The following is a 23,442-nucleotide window of genomic DNA, read 5'->3' on the forward strand; positions in this document are numbered from 1 at the left end:
AAGTATGACGGGTATATTTTCTTTTTTATTTTGTTTATGAGGCAACACAATAATGCAACTCCCACACTGCCCTAAGTGCAATTCCGAATACACCTATCAGGATAACGACCTGTTTATTTGCCCTGAGTGTGCTCATGAATGGGGTGATAGTTCACTTGCGGAAGACACTGACTCTCTGATCGTGAAAGACGCTAACGGAAATCTGCTGGCCGATGGCGATGCCGTAACGGTAATCAAGGATCTGAAAGTCAAAGGCAGTTCTTCAATGCTGAAAATCGGAACCAAAGTGAAGAACATCCGTCTGGTAGAAGGCGATCACAACATCGATTGCAAAATCGATGGTTTTGGCCCGATGAAGCTGAAATCCGAGTTTGTTAAAAAGAACTGATCTCATCTGATCGCCACGTTACTTCATACCTACAGGCCAACCTATTTGGCCTGTTATCACTTCCTACCCTTGAATTCCGCCTCAGACGCACAGATAGTTCAGGGTGTACTTGCGCCCACGCAGTACTCCATGAATAATTCAAGATAGAGAGCTTCAGGTTTACCCTGACCGTACGTAACGAAAACGCGTTACGTGACATCAACCAGGCCCTATTTGAGCCTTGAGGAATCATTTGAACGTCGCAACACAAGAAATTCTGTTAGAGCCCGCAGACAACAACCGCCTGCTTAGCCTGTGTGGCCCATTTGATGACAATATCAAACAACTTGAGCGCCGGCTGGGGATTGAAATCAATCGCCACGATAACCGCTTTAAATTGGTTGGCAAAAACATTTGTGTCGTCGCTGCCGCTGATATCCTTCGCCATCTGTATGTGGATACCGCTCCCATCCGAGGTGTGATCCCAGATATCGATCCAGAACAGATCCACCTGGCCATCAAAGAGAGCCGTGTTCTGGAGCAAGCCGCCGATAGCATTCCCGATTACGGTAAAGCGGTAACCATAAAAACCAAACGCGGTATGGTCAAACCCCGCACTCCAAATCAGGCACAATACATCGCCAATATTTTTGCCCACGACATTACTTTCGGCATTGGGCCAGCGGGAACAGGCAAAACTTATCTGGCCGTTGCAGCAGCCGTTGATGCACTAGAACGCCAGGAAATACGGCGTATTCTTTTAACCCGTCCAGCCGTTGAGGCCGGTGAGAAGCTGGGCTTCCTGCCGGGCGATTTAAGCCAGAAAGTTGACCCATATCTGCGCCCACTGTATGACGCATTGTTCGAAATGCTAGGCTTCGAGCGTGTGGAAAAGCTGATCGAACGTAATGTGATAGAAGTCGCTCCCTTGGCCTATATGCGTGGCCGTACGCTGAATGATGCTTTTATCATTCTTGATGAAAGTCAGAACACGACCATTGAACAGATGAAAATGTTCCTGACACGTATCGGTTTTAACTCAAAGGCGGTAATCACCGGGGACGTGACCCAGATCGATCTGCCACGTAACCAGAAATCCGGTTTGCGTCATGCCGTGGAAGTGTTGTCTGAAGTCGAAGAGATCAGTTTTAATTTCTTCCATAGCGAAGACGTTGTACGCCATCCGGTCGTCGCTCGAGTCGTTATCGCCTATGAAGCTTGGGAGGCCGCCGAACAGAAACGCAAAGATGCTATTGCAGAACAGCGCAAACACGAAGCACAATCCCCCTCAGGGCAGGAAATACCATGAGTCAGGTCATTCTTGATTTGCAAATCGCCTGCGCCAACGCGGAAGGATTACCGGCTGAAACCACGTTCCAGCGTTGGCTGGAAAACGTGTTGCCACAGTTTCAGGAAATGGCAGAGGTGACTATCCGTGTGGTGGATGAGGCGGAAAGCAACGAGTTGAATTTAACCTACCGCGGCAAAGACAAACCTACCAACGTGCTATCATTTCCTTTTGAGGCTCCGCCAGGAATCGAATTACCCTTGCTGGGCGATTTGATCATTTGCCGTCAGGTGGTTGAACTCGAAGCGATTGAACAACAGAAAGTGCTGGAAGCACACTGGGCGCATATGGTTGTTCACGGCTGCCTTCATCTGCTAGGGTATGATCACATCGAAGATGATGAGGCCGAAGAAATGGAATCTTTAGAAACCGAGATTATGCAGGAAATGGGATATCCCGACCCTTACCTCGCGGAAAAAGATCCTCTCTGATGTTAGCTGAGTACCCCACAGCCCCATGGGCTGCCGCTAACTTTAACAACTCTGACATGAGTGATATTAACTAAAACGCCATGAGCGACGACCATTCACAAAACAATGACAACCCCAGTCCCAAAAAGGGGTTCTTTACTCTAATCCTTAACCAGTTGTTCCATGGTGAGCCCAAAAACCGTGGCGATTTGGTGGAGCTGATCCGTGATTCCGAGCAAAACGATCTGATCGATCCCGATACCCGAGACATGCTGGAAGGCGTGATGGATATCGCCGAGCAGCGCGTGCGCGACATCATGATCCCGCGCTCCCAGATGGTAACGCTCAAGCGTAACCAACAACTGGAAGAGTGTCTGGACGTAATCATCGAATCCGCCCACTCACGCTTTCCGGTGATTAGCGAAGATAAAGATCACATCGAGGGCGTTTTGATGGCCAAGGATTTGCTGCCGTTTATGCGCACAGATTCTGAACCATTCAGCATCGACAAAGTATTACGCCCTGCCGTAGTGGTTCCAGAAAGCAAACGGGTTGACCGTATGCTGAAGGAGTTTCGCTCCCAGCGTTATCATATGGCGATCGTTATTGATGAATTCGGCGGCGTATCCGGTCTGGTCACCATTGAAGATATTCTGGAGCTGATTGTCGGTGAAATTGAAGACGAATACGATGATGAAGAAGATCGCGATGTTCGCCAACTGAGCCGCCATATGTTCACCGTAAGGGCACTGGCACCAATCGAAGATTTCAACGAAACGTTTGGTACCAACTTCAGTGACGATGAAGTAGATACCATTGGCGGTCTAGTGATGCAGGCCTTCGGCCATCTTCCTGCGCGCGGAGAATCCATTGAAATCGAAGGTTACCTGTTTAAGGTTGCAGTAGCTGACAGTCGACGCATCATCCAAGTCCATGTCAAAATTCCGGACGATTCTCCACAACCGAAACTGGAAGATTAAATCTCACATGGCTAAAGCCTCATTACTGGAACGCCAGCGGGTTCGCGCCCTGCTGGCGTTATTGTCAGGTGCCTGCGGAACGCTGGCGTTTTCTCCGTACGATATGTGGCCAGCGGCTATTGTCTCCCTGTTTGGCCTGCTGGCTGTAACTCTCAACCGCACCACCAAACAATCCGCCGTACTCGGTTTCTGCTGGGGAATGGGGCTATTTGGCACAGGGGTAAACTGGGTTTACGTTAGCATTGCTGACTTCGGTGGCATGCCGTTTGCCGTAAATATCTTTCTGGTCATTTTACTGGCAGCTTATCTCTCACTTTATACCGGCCTGTTTGCCGGTTTACTGGCATTGTTCTGGCCGCGCACCACTTGGTGGCGACTGGCGATCGCCGCCCCCGTTCTGTGGCAACTGACCGAATTCCTACGTGGCTGGGTGCTTACCGGCTTCCCTTGGTTACAGTTTGGCTATAGCCAGATAGACGGGCCATTGAAAGGTATTGCACCTTTATTGGGTGTTGATGCCATCACATTTATCTTGATGTCTCTCAGTGGATTGCTGGTCTTTGCCATCCATCAGCGCCGCATCACACCAGCTATCATTGCCATAGCCATGTTGCTCTTGCCTTGGCCACTGCGCCAACTGCAGTGGTTTACACCGCAACAGGAAAAAGCGGTAAACATTGCCATGGTCCAAGGCAATATTGAACAATCGATGAAGTGGGATCCAAAAGCGCTGCTGACCACACTGCAAACCTATTTGGATGAAAGCCGTCCGTTTATGGGCAAGGCTCCCATTATCATCTGGCCTGAGTCAGCTGTCCCGGATATTGAAGGTAATCAGAACGGGTTTCTAACCATGATGGACGGTCTGATGCGAACCAATAATAGCAGCCTGATCACGGGCATTGTTGATGCTCGCGCCACGCCTCAAGGGACAAAAATCTTCAACAGCATGATCGTGCTTGGTGAAGAAACACCCTATAGCTATCCTGCTGCCAATCGTTACGACAAACACCACTTGGTTCCATTTGGTGAGTTTGTCCCGTTGGAAACGCTATTACGCCCATTAGCACCGCTCTTTGACTTACCGATGTCCTCATTCAGCCGCGGTAGCTATATACAACCGCAACTCAGCGTGCGGGGTTACAACCTGACTGCAGCCATCTGCTATGAAATTGTGCTTGGACAGCAGGTACGTGATAATTTCCGGCCAGATACCAACTTCCTACTGACCATTTCGAACGATGCCTGGTTTGGGCACTCCATAGGCCCATGGCAACACTTCCAAATGGCACGCATGCGCGCTCTGGAGCTGGGCAGACCACTATTACGTAGCACCAACAATGGCATCACTGCAGCCGTTGGACCAACAGGTGACGTTATCGCAATCATCCCGCAATTCGCCCGGAAAGTGTTAGAAGTGAAGGTCACACCAACCACCGGTGTCACGCCTTATGCCCGTTTTGGCTCTATACCGGTATGGATAATTACCTTTCTGTTAGGTGTCATTGTGTTGTTTGCTGGTTTACGCCGCAGATAAAAACCATTCTGCAGATCGGGGGACCTTATGCCAAGTTTCCCCGATCTATTGCAATGGCTGAAAAATGTAAGCCAGATATCCACGAACACATTGTGCGATGACATCCGCGGGGGAATGCAGGCGACTAACGGCATTTCGGATCAAAGGCATCGGAAAGTAACATCAAAAAACAGTATATTACGCGCCGGTGCCTTAATGCGACACAACCGTCACTGCGGGGTTATCTGCATAGATTACTCCCGAATGCCATTAAGGCTTGAAAGGCCGGCGATGAAACTGATCGTGCCCGCATTTGGGACAGAGTGGTAAAAATTCAGGCGTGTAGAAAGCAAGGCGATGGTGGCACTTCTCGCAGACCAAATTACCTAGCCCGACGACCTCTCCGCTTTGATATACGCCATGGTGACTAACATCTTTGAACACCTCACGCCATTCCAACTGTGTCTTATCAGTAATATCTGCAAGCTCTTGCCACAGACTTTCTTTAATTACTCGCATGAACACGCTGTCGGTGAATTTCTCATGACTTTCTCCGTAGCTACGAGCGAACTCTTCCAGGTCGCGACGAACAGCCTGGGTCAGTTGTTCTACTTCCGTCTGGGTCAACTCCCCCAACTCGTGCAATCGCTTTTCTGCGCTGGCGACCAGTTCGTCAATGTCTCGTTCCCCATTCTTCAAACGTTCTGTCAGTGATATCACTAACTCACGGTAATACTGAGCAACCTTATGCATAGCGTCTCCCCTGATAAGCTACAGTGACAGGACTTGTTATATCAAACTACTCTTTATAACTTTAGCCGTAAATCGCTGATGCCGTTCACAAGGTGAGGGATCGGCAGATTGTGAGTCATATCATGCCAAGGTTTTGCATTAATACGCCGAGTCTGGGGGCTTGGTGTTGTTGCCGAGAGGTCTTATCAGCTATGCTATGCGAATCTATCAGTAATCAACAAAGTGCTACGGTATATCCCCGCTAGATTTCAAATCACGTGAGGTCGCCAGTACGTGAAATTCGCGACCAGGTTGAGCGTACACAGCCAATCATGCTGTAACTTGAAAGATAAAAGGATAGCTGTTTACACCTATAGGACCACCAGCCGCCATGCAAGAGCAATACCGCCCCGAAGATATAGAGCCGAACGTACAGCTTCACTGGCAAGAGAAGCAAACTTTTAAGGTTACCGAAGACGCAAGCAAAGAAAAGTATTACTGCCTATCTATGCTGCCCTATCCTTCAGGTCGCCTGCACATGGGTCATGTTCGTAACTACACTATTGGTGATGTGATCTCCCGCTACCAGCGTATGTTGGGTAAAAACGTATTGCAACCGATCGGGTGGGATGCTTTTGGCTTGCCTGCAGAAGGGGCAGCGGTGAAAAACAATACTGCCCCTGCGCCCTGGACCTACGACAATATTGAATATATGAAGAACCAGCTCAAACTGCTGGGCTTCGGCTATGACTGGGATCGTGAGATTGCCACCTGCAAGCCTGATTACTACCGTTGGGAACAGTGGTTCTTTACCAAACTGTATGAAAAGGGGTTGGTTTACAAAAAGACCTCAGCGGTTAACTGGTGCCCACACGATCTCACCGTACTGGCTAACGAGCAGGTTATCGACGGCTGTTGCTGGCGTTGCGACACCAAAGTCGAGCGTAAAGAGATCCCGCAATGGTTCATTAAAATCACTGACTATGCCGATCAGTTGCTAAACGATCTGGACACGCTTGAAAGTTGGCCAGAGCAGGTTAAAACCATGCAGCGCAACTGGATTGGCCGCTCAGAAGGGGTGGAGATCACCTTCAATGTGGCCAATAGCGATGAGAAAGTCACCGTTTATACCACCCGACCAGATACCTTCATGGGGGCGACTTATGTCGCTGTTGCCGCTGGTCATCCGCTGGCGCAGCTTGGTACGAAAAACAATCCAGCGTTGGTCGAATTCATCGATGAGTGCCGCAACACTAAAGTGGCTGAAGCAGACATGGCCACAATGGAAAAGAAAGGCATGGCTACCGGCCTGTTTGCCATACATCCATTGAGTGGAGAGAAACTGCCAATCTGGGTTGCCAACTTCGTCTTGATGGAATATGGCACCGGTGCAGTGATGGCTGTTCCGGCCCACGATCAGCGTGATTGGGAGTTCGCCAGCAAATACGGGCTGCAAATCAAACCGGTTATTCTCAACCTTGACGGCAGCGAACCAGACGTTAGTTCAGAAGCGATGACCGAAAAGGGCAATCTCTTTAATTCCGCTGAATTTGACGGTCTGGATAATCTGGCTGGTTTCAACGCCATCGCCGATAAGCTGGTAGCCAAAGGTGTTGGCCAGCGTAAAGTCAACTATCGCCTACGCGACTGGGGTGTTTCACGTCAGCGCTATTGGGGTGCGCCAATCCCGATGATAACGCTGGAAGACGGTACCGTTATTCCTACACCAGAGGATCAACTGCCCGTGATCCTACCGGAAGACGTGGTAATGGATGGCATCACGAGTCCCATCAAAGCCGATCCCGATTGGGCAAAAACCACGGTTAACGGCCAGCCTGCACTGCGTGAAACCGACACCTTCGACACCTTCATGGAATCATCCTGGTACTACGCACGCTATACCTGCCCACAGTACGACGAAGGAATGCTGGACCCCGCTGCGGCAAACTACTGGTTACCTGTCGATCAGTATGTCGGCGGCATCGAACATGCCATCATGCACCTGATGTATTTCCGCTTCTTCCATAAGCTGATGCGCGATGCTGGGCTGGTTGATTCTGATGAGCCTGCCAAACGTTTGTTGTGTCAGGGAATGGTTCTGGCAGATGCCTTCTACTACACCGGTAAAAATGGTGAACGTATCTGGGTTTCCCCCGTTGATGCCAACGTAGAACGTGACGAGAAAGGTCGCATTATCAAAGCAACCGATCCTCACGGCAATGAGCTGGTCTATGCTGGCATGAGTAAAATGTCGAAATCGAAAAATAACGGTATCGACCCACAAGTTATGGTAGAGAAATACGGTGCTGATACCGTTCGCTTGTTCATGATGTTTGCCTCTCCGGCAGAAATGACCCTGGAATGGCAGGAGTCTGGCGTTGAAGGCGCCAACCGCTTCCTGAAACGCGTCTGGAAACTGGCCTACGATCATGTAGCAAAAGGAGACGTTCAGCCGCTTAATGTTGCTGGATTGAATGAAGATCAGAAAACCTTGCGCCGTGATTTGCATAAAACTATCGCTAAAGTCACTGACGATATCGGCCGCCGCCAAACGTTCAACACCGCGATTGCCGCGGTGATGGAGTTAATGAACAAACTTGGCCGTGCACCGCAGGAAACCGAACAGGATCGTGCACTGTTGCAGGAAGCCTTACTGGCAGTCGTCCGTATGTTGTATCCGTTTACTCCACATGTCTGCTTCAATCTGTGGCAAGCATTGAATGGCGGAGGAGATGTAGATACTGCTGCGTGGCCGGTGGCAGACGATGCAGCGATGGTTGAAGACTCCAAACTGGTTGTGGTTCAAGTTAATGGCAAAGTACGCGCCAAAATCACTGTACCTGCCAATGCTACAGAAGAACAAGTTCGTGAATACGCCTCCCAAGAACATCTGGTGGCTAAATATCTGGAAGGGGTCACAGTGCGAAAAGTGGTCTATGTTCCAGGCAAATTGCTTAATCTGGTCGTGGGTTAACCCAAGGAGGCTATGTGCAGCTTCGTATTATAACGTTGTTGCTGGGGTTGGCGGTGCTGGTTACCGCTGGCTGTGGTTTTCACCTGCGCGGTAACACGCAGGTGCCCACTGAATTGCAGACGCTGATGTTGGATAGTTACGATCCTTTTGGCCCCTTGACACGCGCAATACGTGAACAATTGCGCCTCAGCGGTGCCAAGATCGTCAACTACAATGCTCAACAGAAGGATGTCCCTTCTCTGCGCATTGTCAGTTCGTCACAAGGCCAAGATACGGTTTCCATCTTTCAAGATGGTAAAACAGCGGAATACCAGATGATAATGTCAGTTCAAGCTCAGGTGCTCATCCCTGGGCATGATCTTTATCCAATAAACGTCAAAGTATTCCGTTCGTTTTTTGACAACCCGTTGACGGCACTCGCTAAAGACGCTGAGCAAGATATTATCCTGCAAGAAATGCGCAAGCAGGCAGCACAGCAAATCATACGTAAGTTGGTATCCATTCATGCTGCTGCACAAGGGGAAATGCAACAGAAAGCTGCTGCCGCCACAGCCAATACCACAGCAAAATGATTCGTATCTATCCTGAACAACTCGCCGCGCAACTCCGTGAAGGAGTGCGCGCTTGTTATATATTGAGCGGTAACGAACCTTTGTTGCTCCAGGAAAGCCAAGATATGATCCGTCAGGTGGCCCAACAGCAGGCATTCACCGAACACTATAGTGTCTCTCTCGATGCCCAAACCGACTGGGATGTTATTTTCAACCTCTGTCAAGCAATGAGCCTGTTTGCCAGCCGACAGACTCTATTATTGATCTTCCCTGAAAATGGCCCTACCGCCCCGATAGGCGAACAACTGGTCAAATTGGCAGGCCTGTTACACGAAGACATTCTGCTGGTATTGCGCGGGCCCCGTCTGACCAAAGCGCAGGAGAATAGCGCTTGGTTCAAAGCGCTCGGCCCCAAAGGGGTGTTGATCAGTTGCCAAACGCCAGAACAGGCTCAACTACCGCGTTGGGTTGCACAACGGGCCAAAGCCATGCAACTTTATCTGGATGATGCGGCCAACCAGGTGTTGTGTTACTGCTATGAAGGTAACCTGTTAGCACTGTCACAAGCACTGGAGCGCCTGGCATTATTGCATCCAGACGGTAAGCTTACCCTGCCTCGTGTTGAACAAGCAGTAAATGATGCAGCTCATTTTACGCCTTTCCACTGGATGGATGCGCTATTGGCTGGCAAAAGTCAACGTGCTTGGCATATCCTGCAACAGTTGCAACAAGAGGACGCGGAACCCGTGATCCTGCTACGCACTCTACAACGCGAATTACTGATGCTGCTTACGCTGCGGCGCAAAATGGCAAATACCCCACTACGCACACTGTTCGACCAGCAAAAAGTCTGGCAAAACAGGCGTGAACTGCTCACACAGGCGTTACAGCGTTTGACAGAGCTGCAACTTCGGCAAGCGATACGATTGCTGACGCAAATAGAGATAACACTCAAGAAAGACTATGGTCAGACGGTTTGGCCACAGTTAGAAGCTCTATCAATGCTGCTTTGCGGCAAAAAACTGGCCAAGAGTTTCACAGATGCCCGCTAATCCGAAAAGCAAACAGATGCTTCAGGCATTTTTCGGAGGAACTTTCGATCCGATCCACTACGGTCATCTACGGCCAGTCGAGGCATTGGCAAAAGAAGTTGGTCTGAGCCAAGTTACCCTGTTGCCTAACCATGTTCCCCCTCATCGTCCTCAACCCATCGCAAATGCACAACAACGGTTGAAAATGGTCACGTTGGCCATTGCGGATAATTCGCTGTTTACCGTAGACGATCGTGAGTTGCATCGTACAACACCGTCCTACACCGTTGATACGTTAGAGATGATTCGTAAAGAGCGTGGCACAACATTGCCTTTGGCGTTTATCATTGGCCAAGATTCACTGCTGACATTACATAAATGGCATCGATGGCAAGCGCTGTTGGATGTCTGTCATCTACTGGTGCTCGCTCGGCCTGGCTATCATGCGCAGATGGATACGCCAGAATTGCAACATTGGTTGGAACAACATCTGGTTCGCGATGCAGAGCAGCTCAGCAACCAGCCTAACGGCTATATCTATCTGGCAGATACGCCTTTATTAGAGATCTCTGCCACCGAGATACGCCAACGTCGCCACCAAGGTATTAGTTGTGACGATCTGTTGCCGCGTTCTGTTCAGCGTTATATCGCGTTACAGGGTTTATATCGATAGGCCACATGCTATACTGCGCCGCTATTTTTCAAGTGTCCGCCGAAAACCTTAGGCCTTCGTAGATCAGGCTATGGTCGGAAGATGCACAGAGGCATCCAGCCAATATCATCATTCGGATTGTTATTGTGGGCAGTTGCCTACGGCAGCCTGATGAACAGAACATACCCTAGGGGGAACCTTTGCAAGGTAAAGCGCTCCAAGATTTCGTCGTCGATAAAATTGATGACCTGAAAGGCCAAGATATCATCGCCCTGGATGTTAAGGGAAAATCCAGTATCACCGATTGCATGGTTATCTGCACCGGGACCTCTACCCGTCATGTGATGTCGATAGCAGAGCACATAATCCAGGAGTCCCGTGCCATTGGCATGGAACTGTTTGGTATGAAAGGCCAGGCTGTCTCTGATTGGGTAGTCGTGGATTTAGGTGAAGTGATTGTACATGTGATGCAGGAAGAAAGCCGCCGCCTGTATGAACTGGAAAAGCTCTGGAGTTAAACCGTGAAACTGCAACTGGTTGCAGTCGGTACCAGGATGCCTGACTGGGTTCAGACTGGCTTTATGGATTACCTGCAGCGCTTTCCAAAAGACATGCCGTTTGAACTGTGCGAAATCCCTGCGGGCAAGCGCGGAAAAAATGCGGATATCAAGCGTATTCTGGAAAAAGAAGGTGAGCAAATGCTGGCCGCGGTAGGAAAAGGCAACCGAATTGTCACGCTGGATATTCCAGGAACACCTTGGGAGACGCCACAGTTGGCACAGCAACTCGAACGATGGAAGCAGGATGGCCGCAACGTCAGCCTGTTGATCGGTGGGCCTGAAGGTTTGGCTCCGGTATGTAAATCCGCCGCAGAACAGAGTTGGTCACTCTCACCGTTGACGTTACCGCATCCTCTAGTGCGTGTTTTGGTGGCGGAGAGCCTTTACCGCGCCTGGAGTATTACTGCAAATCATCCTTACCACCGGGAGTAACCGGTAGTGATAGCAACAGAGTGAAATAAAGCAACAGGATGAAAATAGAACGTAACCCTTTTCGCGACTATACGGCCGAAGCCGCCTTGTTTGTACGCCGTGCCTTGGTGGCATTTTTTATTATTCTGGTGCTCACCAGCATCCTGATTGTCAATTTGTATAATCTGCAAATCGTTCGTTTTGAGGATTATAGTACCCGTTCCAATGGAAACCGTATCAAACTGGTACCCATTGCTCCCAGTCGCGGCATTATTTATGATCGAAACGGTACACCGCTAGCGCTTAACCGCACCATTTATCAGTTGGAACTGATGCCAGAGAAGGTTGAAGACCTGAAGGCTACGCTTCAAGCATTACGCTCAATCGTCGACCTGACTGATGAAGACATCGCCAACTTTGAAAAAGAGCGTAAACGCTCACGCCGCTTTGTTCCAATCCCAGTCAAAACAGCGCTAACGGAAGTTCAGGTAGCACGTTTTACGGTAAACCAATTTCGCTTTCCCGGCGTGGAAATAAAAGGCCTTCAACGTCGCTACTATCCTTATGGCTCAGCACTTACCCACGTTATCGGCTATGTCTCGAAAATTAACGATCGCGATGCTGAACGCCTGGACGAAGAAGGTAAACTGGCCAACTATGCCGCCGCCAAGGAAATCGGTAAGCTGGGGATAGAACGTTATTACGAAGATGTCCTGCACGGTAAAACGGGTTATGAAGAAGTTGAAGTCAACAACCGTGGCAGAGTGATCCGTCAATTACACGAACAACCGCCTTCCGCAGGTAAAGATATCTATCTGACGATCGATCTCAACCTGCAACGCTATATTGAACAACTGCTGGTTGGCAGCCGTGCAGCAGTCGTGGTCAGCGATCCACGCACCGGGGGAATTCTAGCGATGGTTTCCAACCCAAGCTACGATCCAAACCCATTTGTTGATGGCATTTCTAATAAGGATTATCAGGCCTTACTTAATGATACCAACCGGCCACTGATTAACCGCGCCACACAAGGCGTATACCCGCCCGCCTCAACGGTAAAACCCTATATTGCAGTTTCAGCACTCAGTGCTGGGGTGATTACCAAAAATACCGTGGTGTTCGATCCTGGTTGGTGGCAACTGCCAGGTTCTGAAAAACGCTACCGTGACTGGAAAAAGTGGGGGCATGGTCGCCTGAACGTGATTAAAGCGCTGGAGGAGTCTGCAGATACTTTCTTCTATCAGGTAGCTTATGACATGGGTATCGATCGCTTATCGAGCTGGTTGAGCAAGTTCGGCTACGGAGACTATACCGGAATTGATCTTTCTGAAGAGCGTTCAGGACTGATGCCGACGCGCGAATGGAAGTACAAGCGATTCAAAAAACCCTGGTATCAAGGAGACACCATTCCTGTCGGCATCGGCCAAGGCTATTGGACTGCAACACCGATCCAGATGGCAAAAGCACTCAACACCCTGGTCAACGATGGTAATGTCAAGACCCCGCATCTCTTGCTTAACACAAGGATCAACGGCGTGTTGGTGCCTTTTCGTCAGGAAGAAAACAAACAGATCGGGGATATTCATTCTGGCTTCTGGGAAATTGCCAAAGACGGTATGTACGGCGTAGCCAATCGGCCCAACGGTACGGCACGGAAATTCTTTGAGGGAACTCCTTACAAAGCCGCGGCAAAATCGGGAACCGCGCAGGTTTTCGGCTATGAGACCTATAACGCCCACAAGCTCGCAGAACACCTGCGTGACCACAAATTGATGACCGCCTTTGCACCCTTCGATAACCCGACGGTTTCAGTGGCCATCATTCTGGAGAACGGCGGTTCGGGGCCTGCAGTGGGAACTATCACGCGTCAGATCCTCGACCACATTCTGTTGGGCGACAACAATACGCAATTACCTGATGCAGCCCCGCTGCCGCCAGGTATCGAAGGTGATTAAGGTAGATTATGACTGAAAGCCAACATAAAGGCTCTATCTGGACCAAGATCCATATCGACCCGACATTTCTGTTATTCATTCTGGCTTTACTGGTCTATAGCGCTTTCGTGATGTGGAGTGCAAGCGGCCAGGATATCGGCATGATGGAACGCAAAATCGGCCAGATCCTGATGGGATTGATTGTGATGGGTGTCATGGCGCAGATCCCACCACGCGTTTATGAAAGCTGGGCACCCTATCTCTATATTTTCTGTGTGACCCTCCTCATTCTGGTCGACGCTTTTGGTCAAATCAGTAAAGGAGCGCAACGCTGGCTGGATCTGGGCTTTGTACGTTTCCAACCCTCTGAAATTGCTAAAATTGCTGTACCATTAATGGTTGCTCGTTTCATGAATCGCGACGTTTGTCCCCCTTCATTGAAGAATACCGGCATCGCGCTGGCGCTGATATTTCTACCAACCTTACTGGTAGCCGCACAACCCGATCTGGGCACAGCGATCCTGATCGCTGCTTCTGGCATGTTTGTCCTGTTCTTGTCGGGGATGAGCTGGAAACTGATTGCGGGAGCCGCCGTGTTGCTGGCAGCCTTTATCCCCGTATTGTGGTTCTTCCTGATGCATGGATACCAGCGTGACCGCGTGATGATGTTGCTCGACCCAGAAAGCGATCCGCTCGGTGCTGGCTATCATATTATTCAGTCAAAAATAGCCATTGGCTCCGGCGGTCTGTCGGGCAAAGGATGGTTACACGGCACACAGTCCCAGTTAGAATTCCTGCCGGAACGCCATACCGACTTCATCTTTGCCGTGTTGGCAGAAGAACTTGGCTTGATCGGCGTTTTAGTCTTGCTGCTACTGTACCTGCTGGTGATCCTCCGCGGGCTAATGATTGCAGCACGGGCGCAAACAACCTTTGGCCGTGTCATGGTCGGGGGATTGATGTTGATCTTGTTTGTCTATGTATTTGTTAACATTGGTATGGTAAGTGGCATTTTACCGGTGGTTGGCGTACCTTTGCCTTTGGTCAGCTATGGGGGATCGGCGCTGATCGTGCTCATGGCTGGATTCGGTATCGTGATGTCGATCCACACACACCGAAAAATGTTGTCTAAGAATCTATAAGAGGTGAGTAATGCGTAAGCAATGGCTTTGGGTCAGCGCAGTTACAGTGGCGGTATTACTTTCAGCATGCACCACCACAATGGAGGAAACACAGGCTCCAGCTCCACAACAGCCCTATAACGGACCAGTGACTGAAATTGGCGGGGCTGAACCACGCTATGAGCCATATAACCCGAGCGCCATGCAGGATTATCAGGCTAATGGCAACACTTACCGTATCGTTAAAGATCCACAGAGTTTCTCGCAAACCGGCCTGGCTGGCTGGTACGGTGAAGAGGCCAACGGCAACACAACAGCCATTGGTGAGCAATTCAACCCTAACGCCCTGACCGCAGCACATCCCACCTTGCCGATCCCTAGCTATGTTCGTGTCACTAACCTGGCTAATGGTCGTCAATTGGTAGTCCGAGTCAACGATCGCGGCCCTTATACGCAAGGCAGCATTATCGATTTATCAAAATCCGCAGCCGAACGCCTCAATCTGTCCAACAACACCAAGGTGAAAGTCGACTTTATCAACGTTGCACCAGATGGTTCCTTGAGCGGCCCCGGCAGCGTCGGGACAGTAGTCGCTAAGCAGAGCTACGCCCTTCCCCCACGCCCCAATCTTGACTCAGGTGATATGGGTACACCGATACAGCAAGAAAGCCCAGTGTCTGCTGGTACAGCCGTCCACCCAGTTGATAACAGCACGTTGAACAACAATGATGCCGCTGTCTCCAAGTCACCTCATAGCAGTAGACTTCTGCGCGCACCAAGACCATTACCTGCTGGTGTACTGGAGGGTTCAGAACCACAATCGGTCATTAGTACTCCCGTTAACTCAGCAACCGCTGGGGCAAACAGTGCAAACGGCAGATTAATGGTACAGGTGGGTGCTCTGAGCAATGCCGAACGTGCGAAAAGCTGGCAACAACAGTTAAGCGAGCAATTTGGCGTTCCGGGTAAAGTCACTGCCACCGGCAGCATTTATCGCGTTCAACTAGGACCATTCGACAATCGGCAGCAAGCTACCCAGTTGCAGCAACGTTTGGCCAGCGAAGCAGAGCAACAATCCTTTATCACTGTTGCACCGTAGAGCGACCCTCTACAGGCGATAACAACCGACACAGTTTTATCTGAAACATTTCGTTTCAGGTTAATATGAGTAACCCCCCTCTGTCGGATGAATGGCTAATGCCTGCTGGAAGCCCATCTGCTATAGTGTGGCTCGTTATTTAATTTAATCTCATGGATGTTGTAGTCTCGCTCATGAAATATGTAACTTCTTTCCGCTTAATCAAGAGCATCACGCTCGGCACCATCATCGCGATAAGTGCAGCGTCAATTGCACATGCAGACGACGTTAATATCAAAACCATGATCCCAGGTGTGCCGCAAATTGATGCGGAAACTTACATCCTGATTGATTACAACTCAGGTAAAGTGCTGGCAGAATCGAATGCCGATGCGCGCCGAGACCCTGCCAGCCTGACCAAAATGATGACCAGCTACGTGATCGGCCAGGCCTTGAAATCCGGTAAGATTGGCCAGGAAGATATGGTGACTATCGGCCAGGATGCTTGGGCAACGGGTAATCCGGTGTTCAAAGGTTCCTCACTGATGTTCCTGAAACCGGGCGATCGCGTACCGGTTTCTAAATTGACGCGCGGTATCAATTTGCAATCGGGTAACGATGCCTGTGTTGCCATGGCGGATTATGTCGCTGGCAGCCAAGACGCCTTCGTTAATCTGATGAATACCTACGTTCAACAACTTGGCCTGCAAAATACCCACTTCAAGACCGTGCACGGCCTTGATGCTGAAGGCCAGTTCAGCTCAGCGCGTGATATGGCCCTGATCGGTCAGGCGTTAATCCGCGATGTCCCTGATGAATATGCCATCTATAAAGAGAAAGAGTTCACTTTCAACAATATTCGACAACTAAACCGCAATGGCCTGCTGTGGGATACTAGCCTTAACGTCGACGGAATTAAAACCGGCCATACTGAAGCAGCGGGTTACAACCTAGTGGCTTCGGCAACAGAAGGCCAGATGCGCTTGATTTCTGCCGTGCTGGGTGGCAGGACCTTCAAAGGTCGTGAAACAGAAAGCAAGAAACTGCTGACCTGGGGCTTCCGTTTCTTCGAAACCGTCTCACCATTGAAGGCCGGAAAAGAATTCGCTTCTGAGCCAGTTTGGTTTGGTGATGCCGATCGCGTAGAGTTAGGCGTGGATAAAGATGTCTATCTCACGATTCCTCGTGGCCGCATGAAAGATCTGAAAGCCAGCTATGTTCTTAACACTCCAGAAATTCATGCTCCACTGGCTAAAAACCAAGTGATTGGTAGCATTAATTTCCAACTGGATGGCAAAATCATCGATCAACGCCCACTGGTTGTCTTAAACGAAGTAAAAGAGGGTGGCTTCTTTAGCCGAATAGTCGATTACATTAGACTGATGCTCCACCATTGGTTAGGTTGATATTTGAATTAGGCGATTTCGCCCCCACATAATGATTAATACTAACTCCCGCTCAAGCGGGAGTTATGATTTTAGCTTAGCAATACCTATGGAGTGCAATCACATGCAAAAAACCAAACTGAACGAATTGCTCGAATTCCCCTGCACATTTACCTACAAGGTTATGGGTCTCGCACAACCCGAGCTGGTAGACCAAGTGGTCGAAGTCGTGCAGCGTCATGCTCCAGGTGATTACAATCCACAGGTGAAGCCGAGCAGCAAAGGTAATTATCACTCGGTTTCTATCACCATTACCGCTACCCATATTGAACAGGTAGAGACGCTGTATGAAGAGTTAGGCAACATTGAGATTGTTCGTATGGTATTGTAATTTAAATATAAAAAACAATCAGCGACCCGGTACAGGTTTTCAGCTATTCGAGTTACCTATTTAAACTTTGGTGGTAACCGGCCTAGGCTAATGGATAAACACTGGTTGAAGACTTAAGTGCCCGATATAATGCCTTTTACCACTTCCGTAACCTGACGATACCTTGCTTGCAACACGATAAAATCATTCTGCGCCAGCTTGGGTTACAGCCCTATGAACCTGTATCCCAAGCCATGCACTACTTTGCCGATAACCGCAACGAGTCAACGCATGATGAGCTATGGCTAGTGCAGCATTATCCCGTCTTCACTCAAGGCCAAGCGGGTAAAGCTGAGCATGTGCTAGTGCCAGGAGACATCCCGGTGATCCAAAGCGATCGCGGCGGTCAAGTCACCTATCATGGCCCCGGCCAACAGGTGCTGTACGTGATGGTAGACCTAAAACGTAACAAAGTGGGTGTACGCCAACTGGTCTCTGCCCTCGAAGATACCGTTATCAATACTCTCACTCATTTCAAGATCAAATCTCATGCGCGTCCTGACGCACCTGGTGTTTACGTCGGTGAACAGAAAATTTGTTCATTAGGTCTACGTATCCGCAAAGGCGGTTCATTTCACGGCTTGGCCTTGAATGTCGAGATGGACCTGACCCCATTTCAGCGTATCAACCCCTGTGGTTATGCAGGTATGCAAATGACTCAAGTCAGTGCGCTGGTACCTGGTGTTGATATAACAGATGTACATCCAATCCTGATAAAGGAATTTGTTCATTTACTCGGCTATCAAACAGTCGAGCTTCGTAACTGGGAACCTGCACAATTATGAGTAAACCGATTCAGATGGAACGCGGCGTTAAGTACCGCGACGCAGATAAAATGGCGTTGATTCCAGTAAAAACAGTGGTCACCGAGCGGCAGGAACTATTACGTAAACCTGAGTGGATGAAAATAAAGCTTCCTGCGGACTCTACACGCATTCAAGGTATCAAAGCAGCAATGCGCAAGAACGGTCTGCATTCGGTTTGCGAAGAAGCCTCTTGCCCGAACCTGTCTGAGTGTTTTAACCACGGTACTGCAACCTTCATGATACTGGGAGCCATCTGTACTCGGCGTTGCCCATTCTGTGACGTAGCCCATGGACGTCCCATTGCGCCTGATGCCAATGAACCAGAAAAACTGGCACAAACGATCGCCGATATGGCATTACGTTATGTGGTCATTACCTCGGTTGATCGTGACGACCTGCGCGATGGTGGTGCACAACACTTTGCAGACTGCATTACCGCCATTCGTGCAAAAAGCCCTAATATCAAGATTGAAACACTGGTACCAGACTTCCGTGGAAGAATGGATCGTGCACTGGAAATCATCACTGCAACTCCCCCCGATGTGTTTAACCATAACCTGGAAAACGTACCACGCATTTATCGTCAGGTTCGTCCTGGAGCCAATTACGAATGGTCACTGAAACTGCTGGAACGCTTTAAGGAAGCTCATCCAGATATCCCAACTAAATCGGGTTTAATGGTTGGTTTAGGTGAAACCAATGCAGAAATCGTGGAAGTCATGCGAGATCTACGCCGTCATGGTGTGACGATGCTGACACTCGGCCAATACTTGCAACCAAGTCGCCATCATCTTCCCGTACAGCGCTATGTCAGCCCGGCTGAATTTGATGAGATGAAAGAAGAAGCGATGGCGATGGGATTTACTCACGCAGCCTGTGGTCCTTTTGTCCGCTCTTCGTATCACGCAGATTTGCAGGCGAAAGGGATGGAAGTGAAATAAATCCAGTAATATTTTATTACGCTTCAGGGAATGAAAAGGCAGAGAAACGGATGCCCGCAAGTATCCGTTTTTATTGTTCAATGGAAAGTGCTTAAACGTCTTTTTTCTCTACGCTCTGCTGAGTAGATAGATTCTCAGCCGAACTTTGCGCTGGGGGAGTATCTTCGCCTACCGCTTTTTTGAAACCTTTAAGCGCAGCCCCAAGATCCGCCCCTAAAGTACGTAGTTTGCTGGTACCAAACAGCAATACAATCAACACTGCAATTACCAGAAGTTTGGTAATACTGATACCTTCCATATTCACCTTCTTTATTCATCTATGTTGCAAAGTGCAGCGAGGGAACAAACCTTGCCTGAGAGTATTTAGCGACTTTCTACCCGCTAAAACAAAGGTAATATGTAACAGAGTGAGATCTGACAGAGATGTTCTATGCTTTAATTATAAGGAATGTTTCCAGCCATTCTGCTTTTATTAAGAGCATGATAGGTTTTTTAATTCACATCAGGGAGTCGTTGAATGCCAATAGCACTATCGAATACGAATACCCGGCGTTCAGGTCTCAGTTTTGCCAGGCGTATTTACCATCCTCGAATCGTTGGCCTCGGGATTGGTTTCTTTTGCGTGCTTGCTGTTCTTTATCCTCTGAATCCTCCTGTTATTGTTTGGATATTGCTGACTTTTAACGGCTTTATTTGGCCACATATTGCTTACCAATGGTCGATCCGAGCCGAAAACCCATTCTCAACAGAGATCCGCAATCTTTTGATAGATTCCCTGATGGGAGGGGTATGGATTGCAATAATGGGTTTTAACGCACTACCTGCGGTGGTGATCTTGTCCATGATGGGGATGAATAATATCGCCTCTGGCGGACAAAACCTGTTCTTTAAAGGGCTGGCCGCCCAGATTATTGGTGCAGTTATAACCAGCGCATTGCTGGGTTTTCACTTCAGTCCCCAAACCTCCTTGCTACAGGTATATCTTTGTTTACCAATGATTTTCATTTATCCCGTATTTCTTGGTCTAGTGACCTACCGTACGGCAAAACGCCTAGCGGAAAAGAAGCAAGAGTTATTACGTATCAGCATGCGCGATGGATTAACGGGTCTTTACAATCGCCGTCATTGGGAACACCTATTACATAACGAATTTGATAGCTGCCGACGCTACGAGCATGCCGCCACACTGATCCTAATGGATGTTGACCGTTTCAAAATGATCAACGATACCTTTGGTCATGCACTGGGTGATGAAGCCTTGATCGTGCTGGCCGAAGAGCTGGTGCTCGGATTCCGTACTGTAGATATTGTTGGCCGCTACGGCGGTGACGAATTTGGTGCGGTGCTACCAAACACCACCGCTGAACAGGCAAGTCAGGCACTAAAACGTATCCAAGATAGACTTAACGAAACAACCTTCCGTGAAGCACCGGAGTTGAAACTGAATATCAGTGCGGGAATTGCCGATTACCGGCCAGAAATGGGGGGCTACCAAGAGTGGCTGAAAGCAGCAGACAACGCACTGTATAAGGCAAAAAAGAATGGCCGTAACCGTCTTGAGAATGCTATACAACCGTGTTAACCAAGCACGGAAGCCAACCCCACGCTGTTAATAATCCAGTGTGACTTCTTCTCACACAAGTGTTACCGATACTACAAAATGAAGGCTACAAGGTGTAGTATTTATTCTGCACGGTGAAAATACTCGAGCAGACAAACGGAGATGACATTCCTCCATAACCGCCATCGCTGGCTGATGATGTCTACGTAATCTCTCAGAGAGGTACGTAGCATTGCGACTAAACCTTTCTGAGCGTCCTCTATTTCTTAAAGGGTTTATAAGTATGTTGAGTTCTTTGCTAGCAGTTTTCATTGGCGGTGGGTTGGGCAGTATGCTGCGTTGGGCAGTGAGTCTCAAGATGAACCCATTACATCAGCATATTCCATTAGGCACGCTCTCTGTAAACCTGCTGGGAGGGTTTGTCATCGGCCTTGCTATGGCACTATTTTCGCGTATGACAAATATCGATAGTAATTTAAAACTACTGATCACTACCGGTTTCTGTGGTGGTTTGACTACTTTTTCTACTTTTTCGCTTGAAGTGGTTTATCTGTTGCAGGACGGCCGCTTTTTCTGGGCTATAACAAATATGTTGATCAATTTAGCGGGTTCGTTAGCGATGACGCTACTGGCTTTTATGTTGATTCGTTGGATCTACGGGCATTAAGTGCACCTTCAAAAGTATACGAGTCACGGCACACAGTACTATCCAGTTGATAAATAGACAAACAATCACCACCTCCCAAAGAGGTGGTTTAGGGCCGACAATAAAAAACCCGCTCATGGAGCGGGTTTTAAGAATTTCGGCTACTGTAGCTTAGATAGCGATAACGTTAGCAGCAGATGGCCCTTTGGCACCGTTCGTGATTTCAAATTCTACACGCTGGCCTTCAGCAAGAGTTTTGAAACCATTGCTAGCGATGGCAGAGAAATGAACGAAAACGTCCTTACTACCATCTTCTGGAGTAATGAAACCGAAACCTTTAGATTCATTAAACCACTTAACGCTACCTTTAATCTTAGACATCAAACTTACCTTTAACGTGAATGTAAGACACAGAATGTGTGTCTATTACAGTACAGCAATTGAACGGGATTTTGTCCACTATCTGGATCACATAAAATCGATAAAAAAGTGAAAAAAACTCATAATCCATAGCTAAGTTGCAGATTAGGCGACTATTGGGCGATAAATCGGTCAGCGAATAATTCAAAGGTTACTGATAGCAGCCCTTAGTCACTCCTGGTGTTATCACAGAGCCAAAAACTCGTCATCAAGGCAGAGAGAGTCACCTTTACTAGGCTGTGTCCCTTAACTGTCCGTGGTGCCGTCGCAGACCCTACGTACTGGGGCCATTTGCGCGCATTTCTGCGTTGTTCGCCGCTTATTTGGCCCAGCAAATCTCACGGCTCACGCCTTGCTCTGCGCGTAAATGATCGCCAGCGGCTCTCGCGTACAGTTAAAGGACACAGCCTAAAACTCAACAACACATAAAACAGGCTTTTATGGCGTGCACCGGAAAACTGTATCAGTGGAAAGTATTGCTGGTTTGCTCGCTAAAATTGACTTAGCCACATCGCGTTACTCCATTCTCTGCTCTGTCACTAGCGGCCATTCCACGCTATCATTAACGCTGTTTCGAACGATCTTATGAGAAAGACAATGAACGGTAGGATAACGACTTTTTTTGAAGACAAAGGTTTCGGTTTTATCACCGACGAGAACGGGGAAAATCGTTATTTTCACGTGATTAAAGTACAAAACCCTGAGTTGATCAAAAAGAATGCATCGGTTACTTTTGAACCAACCAATAATGCCAAAGGACCATCTGCCTACGCAGTAAAAGTCCAGGCCCCCAGCAAGTATATAACTATCGCCAATGAGAGAATTAAAATCTCCAGCATTAAATCCTTTAATACCTTCACCCAAGAGGTACCGGTGAAGGCGAATGTAGATAAAGAAAACACAGTGCTCTCAGTTGGCTTGCTGATGAATCGAATCCGTCCACAGACGGTAGAAACACCAAAAATGATGGAAACACTGCGCATGTTATCGATTATCACCTTCCAAAAAGGCACGTATACCTTCTCTGAGTACGAGATCGATATTGATGAAACAATCAAAACATTAAAAATGTTATAAGTCCGCAAAACATTAAAGCTATTTATCATCGCCTGTGTTAGCGTAAGTTTTCACCTAACGCAGGTACACACCATGTCTGAATCCACTAGTGTTAAAGGTTTCAATAACCGCACTACACAAATCGTCTGCCCCAAATGTGCCTATGTTACGCAGCAGCAATGTTCAAAACTACGCAGGCCTATTACCTTGATTTGCCCTAACTGCGGGACGCAATTTGCGCCTAAACAGGGTTAAGCCATTGCTTCTCTAGGACCTCTCGTGTTCTTGCCACCTGGGGCTACAATCAATCACCGCGTTGTTTAGTTTCCTCTATACACTGACTCAATTCTCTTACTGACCCTATGCTTGGACCTGGAGAGCATTTCAAGCCTGCATGTCATACAACTTATTCGGGTCTACGATTTAGTAAAAAAACTGCTTAGACCATATTTAACAACCTATACTTTTCTAACTATTAGTCGATCACAATAGCCCCCACTGACGTAGGAAATTAAGAAACAAGTTGCGTTCA

General features: G+C 48.6%; 25 protein-coding genes, 1 pseudogene and 1 riboswitch. Of the genes and pseudogenes, 22 read left to right on the forward strand and 4 right to left on the reverse strand.

Annotated elements, in window-relative coordinates:
* Window positions 1-52: 52 nt before the first annotated feature.
* From OK023_RS12650 to lnt, 5 genes are all read left to right on the forward strand, one after another.
* Window positions 53-388: a zinc ribbon domain-containing protein YjdM gene (locus OK023_RS12650; protein WP_317693066.1), complete on the forward strand. Its 336-nt coding sequence runs from the start codon at window positions 53-55 to the stop codon at window positions 386-388.
* 232 nt (window positions 389-620) lie between these two features.
* Window positions 621-1,676 (forward strand): PhoH family protein, encoded by a 1,056-nt coding sequence (locus tag OK023_RS12655; RefSeq protein WP_317693067.1) that lies wholly within the window; start codon window positions 621-623, stop codon window positions 1,674-1,676.
* Window positions 1,673-2,146 carry an rRNA maturation RNase YbeY gene (gene ybeY / locus OK023_RS12660; RefSeq protein ID WP_317693068.1) on the forward strand — a complete coding sequence of 158 codons (474 nt, stop codon included), beginning with the start codon at window positions 1,673-1,675 and terminating at the stop codon, window positions 2,144-2,146. The genes OK023_RS12655 and ybeY overlap by 4 nt, the downstream gene beginning before the upstream one ends.
* Before the next feature lie 80 nt (window positions 2,147-2,226).
* The gene (gene corC, locus OK023_RS12665; RefSeq protein WP_317693069.1) at window positions 2,227-3,105 is read left to right on the forward strand and encodes a CNNM family magnesium/cobalt transport protein CorC; all 879 of its coding nucleotides are present in this window, start codon (window positions 2,227-2,229) and stop codon (window positions 3,103-3,105) included.
* Between the two features lie 7 nt (window positions 3,106-3,112).
* Window positions 3,113-4,642 (forward strand): apolipoprotein N-acyltransferase, encoded by a 1,530-nt coding sequence (lnt, locus tag OK023_RS12670; protein WP_317693070.1) that lies wholly within the window; start codon window positions 3,113-3,115, stop codon window positions 4,640-4,642.
* A 66-nt stretch (window positions 4,643-4,708) separates the two neighbouring features.
* Here the strand turns inward: lnt and OK023_RS12675 are convergent.
* Together OK023_RS12675 and OK023_RS12680 are read right to left on the reverse strand one after the other, a co-directional pair.
* Window positions 4,709-4,792 (reverse strand): annotated as a pseudogene (locus OK023_RS12675) (IS6 family transposase); the annotation flags it as partial.
* Between the two features lie 99 nt (window positions 4,793-4,891).
* Complete coding sequence (locus tag OK023_RS12680; RefSeq protein WP_317693071.1) at window positions 4,892-5,374, reverse strand: zinc ribbon-containing protein; 483 nt, start codon at window positions 5,372-5,374, stop codon at window positions 4,892-4,894.
* Window positions 5,375-5,744: 370 nt separating this feature from the next.
* Between OK023_RS12680 and leuS the strand changes: the two genes are divergently transcribed.
* The 13 genes from leuS (at window position 5,745) to lipA (ending at window position 19,227) form a co-directional block, all read left to right on the forward strand.
* Complete coding sequence (leuS, locus tag OK023_RS12685; RefSeq protein WP_317693073.1) at window positions 5,745-8,327, forward strand: leucine--tRNA ligase; 2,583 nt, start codon at window positions 5,745-5,747, stop codon at window positions 8,325-8,327.
* Window positions 8,328-8,341: 14 nt separating this feature from the next.
* Window positions 8,342-8,899, forward strand: coding sequence for an LPS assembly lipoprotein LptE (gene lptE / locus OK023_RS12690; RefSeq protein WP_317693074.1), 558 nt, complete (start codon window positions 8,342-8,344; stop codon window positions 8,897-8,899).
* On the forward strand, window positions 8,896-9,930 hold the full coding sequence (gene holA, locus OK023_RS12695) for a DNA polymerase III subunit delta (protein ID WP_317693075.1): 1,035 nt from the start codon (window positions 8,896-8,898) through the stop codon (window positions 9,928-9,930). The genes lptE and holA overlap by 4 nt, the downstream gene beginning before the upstream one ends.
* On the forward strand, window positions 9,920-10,582 hold the full coding sequence (gene nadD, locus OK023_RS12700; RefSeq protein WP_317693076.1) for a nicotinate-nucleotide adenylyltransferase: 663 nt from the start codon (window positions 9,920-9,922) through the stop codon (window positions 10,580-10,582). Before holA ends, nadD begins: the two co-directional genes overlap by 11 nt.
* Before the next feature lie 179 nt (window positions 10,583-10,761).
* A complete protein-coding gene (gene rsfS, locus OK023_RS12705) occupies window positions 10,762-11,079 on the forward strand; it encodes a ribosome silencing factor (RefSeq protein ID WP_317693077.1) in 318 nt (105 codons plus the stop codon).
* Window positions 11,080-11,082: 3 nt separating this feature from the next.
* Complete coding sequence (gene rlmH / locus OK023_RS12710; protein WP_317693078.1) at window positions 11,083-11,553, forward strand: 23S rRNA (pseudouridine(1915)-N(3))-methyltransferase RlmH; 471 nt, start codon at window positions 11,083-11,085, stop codon at window positions 11,551-11,553.
* Between the two features lie 38 nt (window positions 11,554-11,591).
* Window positions 11,592-13,487: a peptidoglycan DD-transpeptidase MrdA gene (mrdA, locus tag OK023_RS12715; protein ID WP_317693080.1), complete on the forward strand. Its 1,896-nt coding sequence runs from the start codon at window positions 11,592-11,594 to the stop codon at window positions 13,485-13,487.
* A gap of 8 nt (window positions 13,488-13,495) precedes the next feature.
* Window positions 13,496-14,608 (forward strand): peptidoglycan glycosyltransferase MrdB, encoded by a 1,113-nt coding sequence (gene mrdB / locus OK023_RS12720; protein WP_317693081.1) that lies wholly within the window; start codon window positions 13,496-13,498, stop codon window positions 14,606-14,608.
* Between the two features lie 10 nt (window positions 14,609-14,618).
* Complete coding sequence (gene rlpA / locus OK023_RS12725; protein ID WP_317693082.1) at window positions 14,619-15,686, forward strand: endolytic peptidoglycan transglycosylase RlpA; 1,068 nt, start codon at window positions 14,619-14,621, stop codon at window positions 15,684-15,686.
* A 173-nt stretch (window positions 15,687-15,859) separates the two neighbouring features.
* Complete coding sequence (gene dacA, locus OK023_RS12730) at window positions 15,860-17,071, forward strand: D-alanyl-D-alanine carboxypeptidase DacA (RefSeq protein ID WP_317693083.1); 1,212 nt, start codon at window positions 15,860-15,862, stop codon at window positions 17,069-17,071.
* 103 nt (window positions 17,072-17,174) lie between these two features.
* Window positions 17,175-17,441 (forward strand): DUF493 family protein YbeD, encoded by a 267-nt coding sequence (ybeD, locus tag OK023_RS12735; protein ID WP_317693084.1) that lies wholly within the window; start codon window positions 17,175-17,177, stop codon window positions 17,439-17,441.
* Window positions 17,442-17,608: 167 nt separating this feature from the next.
* Complete coding sequence (lipB, locus tag OK023_RS12740) at window positions 17,609-18,265, forward strand: lipoyl(octanoyl) transferase LipB (protein ID WP_317693085.1); 657 nt, start codon at window positions 17,609-17,611, stop codon at window positions 18,263-18,265.
* On the forward strand, window positions 18,262-19,227 hold the full coding sequence (gene lipA / locus OK023_RS12745) for a lipoyl synthase (protein ID WP_317693086.1): 966 nt from the start codon (window positions 18,262-18,264) through the stop codon (window positions 19,225-19,227). The genes lipB and lipA overlap by 4 nt, the downstream gene beginning before the upstream one ends.
* Window positions 19,228-19,318: 91 nt before the next feature.
* On the opposite strand, the gene tatA is transcribed toward lipA, so the two are convergent.
* A complete protein-coding gene (tatA, locus tag OK023_RS12750) occupies window positions 19,319-19,525 on the reverse strand; it encodes a Sec-independent protein translocase subunit TatA (RefSeq protein ID WP_317693088.1) in 207 nt (68 codons plus the stop codon).
* Between the two features lie 219 nt (window positions 19,526-19,744).
* On the opposite strand from tatA, the gene OK023_RS12755 reads away from it, so the two are divergent.
* Window positions 19,745-20,809, forward strand: a complete 1,065-nt coding sequence (locus OK023_RS12755; protein WP_317693089.1) for a diguanylate cyclase — start codon at window positions 19,745-19,747, stop codon at window positions 20,807-20,809.
* A 128-nt stretch (window positions 20,810-20,937) separates the two neighbouring features.
* A riboswitch (Fluoride riboswitch) is annotated at window positions 20,938-21,000 on the forward strand.
* 71 nt (window positions 21,001-21,071) lie between these two features.
* Entirely contained in the window at window positions 21,072-21,455 is a 384-nt protein-coding gene (gene crcB, locus OK023_RS12760) for a fluoride efflux transporter CrcB (protein WP_317693090.1), read from the forward strand.
* Window positions 21,456-21,605: 150 nt separating this feature from the next.
* On the opposite strand, the gene cspE is transcribed toward crcB, so the two are convergent.
* Window positions 21,606-21,815 (reverse strand): transcription antiterminator/RNA stability regulator CspE, encoded by a 210-nt coding sequence (cspE, locus tag OK023_RS12765; protein WP_002210315.1) that lies wholly within the window; start codon window positions 21,813-21,815, stop codon window positions 21,606-21,608.
* 636 nt (window positions 21,816-22,451) lie between these two features.
* On the opposite strand from cspE, the gene OK023_RS12770 reads away from it, so the two are divergent.
* Both OK023_RS12770 and OK023_RS12775 read left to right on the forward strand, forming a co-directional pair.
* Window positions 22,452-22,931, forward strand: coding sequence for a cold shock domain-containing protein (locus tag OK023_RS12770; protein ID WP_317693095.1), 480 nt, complete (start codon window positions 22,452-22,454; stop codon window positions 22,929-22,931).
* 72 nt (window positions 22,932-23,003) lie between these two features.
* Window positions 23,004-23,165 carry a YnfU family zinc-binding protein gene (locus OK023_RS12775; RefSeq protein WP_317693096.1) on the forward strand — a complete coding sequence of 54 codons (162 nt, stop codon included), beginning with the start codon at window positions 23,004-23,006 and terminating at the stop codon, window positions 23,163-23,165.
* The last annotated feature ends 277 nt before the right edge of the window (window positions 23,166-23,442 follow it).

This window comes from Serratia sp. UGAL515B_01 (genome assembly GCF_033095805.1).
Lineage (GTDB): Bacteria > Pseudomonadota > Gammaproteobacteria > Enterobacterales > Enterobacteriaceae > Chania.

Excerpts from the sequence above, each read along its gene's own strand:
- holA (WP_317693075.1), top strand. The coding sequence starts at position 8,896 with ATGATTCGTATCTATCCTGAACAACTCGCCGCGCAACTCCGTGAAGGA.
- mrdB (WP_317693081.1), top strand. The coding sequence starts at position 13,496 with ATGACTGAAAGCCAACATAAAGGCTCTATCTGGACCAAGATCCATATC.
- leuS (WP_317693073.1), top strand. The coding sequence starts at position 5,745 with ATGCAAGAGCAATACCGCCCCGAAGATATAGAGCCGAACGTACAGCTT.
- OK023_RS12770 (WP_317693095.1), top strand. The coding sequence starts at position 22,452 with ATGAACGGTAGGATAACGACTTTTTTTGAAGACAAAGGTTTCGGTTTT.
- ybeD (WP_317693084.1), top strand. The coding sequence starts at position 17,175 with ATGCAAAAAACCAAACTGAACGAATTGCTCGAATTCCCCTGCACATTT.
- ybeY (WP_317693068.1), top strand. The coding sequence starts at position 1,673 with ATGAGTCAGGTCATTCTTGATTTGCAAATCGCCTGCGCCAACGCGGAA.
- OK023_RS12680 (WP_317693071.1), bottom strand. The coding sequence starts at position 5,374 with ATGCATAAGGTTGCTCAGTATTACCGTGAGTTAGTGATATCACTGACA.
- lipA (WP_317693086.1), top strand. The coding sequence starts at position 18,262 with ATGAGTAAACCGATTCAGATGGAACGCGGCGTTAAGTACCGCGACGCA.
- corC (WP_317693069.1), top strand. The coding sequence starts at position 2,227 with ATGAGCGACGACCATTCACAAAACAATGACAACCCCAGTCCCAAAAAG.
- OK023_RS12650 (WP_317693066.1), top strand. The coding sequence starts at position 53 with ATGCAACTCCCACACTGCCCTAAGTGCAATTCCGAATACACCTATCAG.
- OK023_RS12775 (WP_317693096.1), top strand. The coding sequence starts at position 23,004 with ATGTCTGAATCCACTAGTGTTAAAGGTTTCAATAACCGCACTACACAA.
- mrdA (WP_317693080.1), top strand. The coding sequence starts at position 11,592 with ATGAAAATAGAACGTAACCCTTTTCGCGACTATACGGCCGAAGCCGCC.
- dacA (WP_317693083.1), top strand. The coding sequence starts at position 15,860 with ATGAAATATGTAACTTCTTTCCGCTTAATCAAGAGCATCACGCTCGGC.
- tatA (WP_317693088.1), bottom strand. The coding sequence starts at position 19,525 with ATGGAAGGTATCAGTATTACCAAACTTCTGGTAATTGCAGTGTTGATT.
- crcB (WP_317693090.1), top strand. The coding sequence starts at position 21,072 with ATGTTGAGTTCTTTGCTAGCAGTTTTCATTGGCGGTGGGTTGGGCAGT.
- nadD (WP_317693076.1), top strand. The coding sequence starts at position 9,920 with ATGCCCGCTAATCCGAAAAGCAAACAGATGCTTCAGGCATTTTTCGGA.
- rlpA (WP_317693082.1), top strand. The coding sequence starts at position 14,619 with ATGCGTAAGCAATGGCTTTGGGTCAGCGCAGTTACAGTGGCGGTATTA.
- OK023_RS12755 (WP_317693089.1), top strand. The coding sequence starts at position 19,745 with ATGCCAATAGCACTATCGAATACGAATACCCGGCGTTCAGGTCTCAGT.
- lnt (WP_317693070.1), top strand. The coding sequence starts at position 3,113 with ATGGCTAAAGCCTCATTACTGGAACGCCAGCGGGTTCGCGCCCTGCTG.
- cspE (WP_002210315.1), bottom strand. The coding sequence starts at position 21,815 with ATGTCTAAGATTAAAGGTAGCGTTAAGTGGTTTAATGAATCTAAAGGT.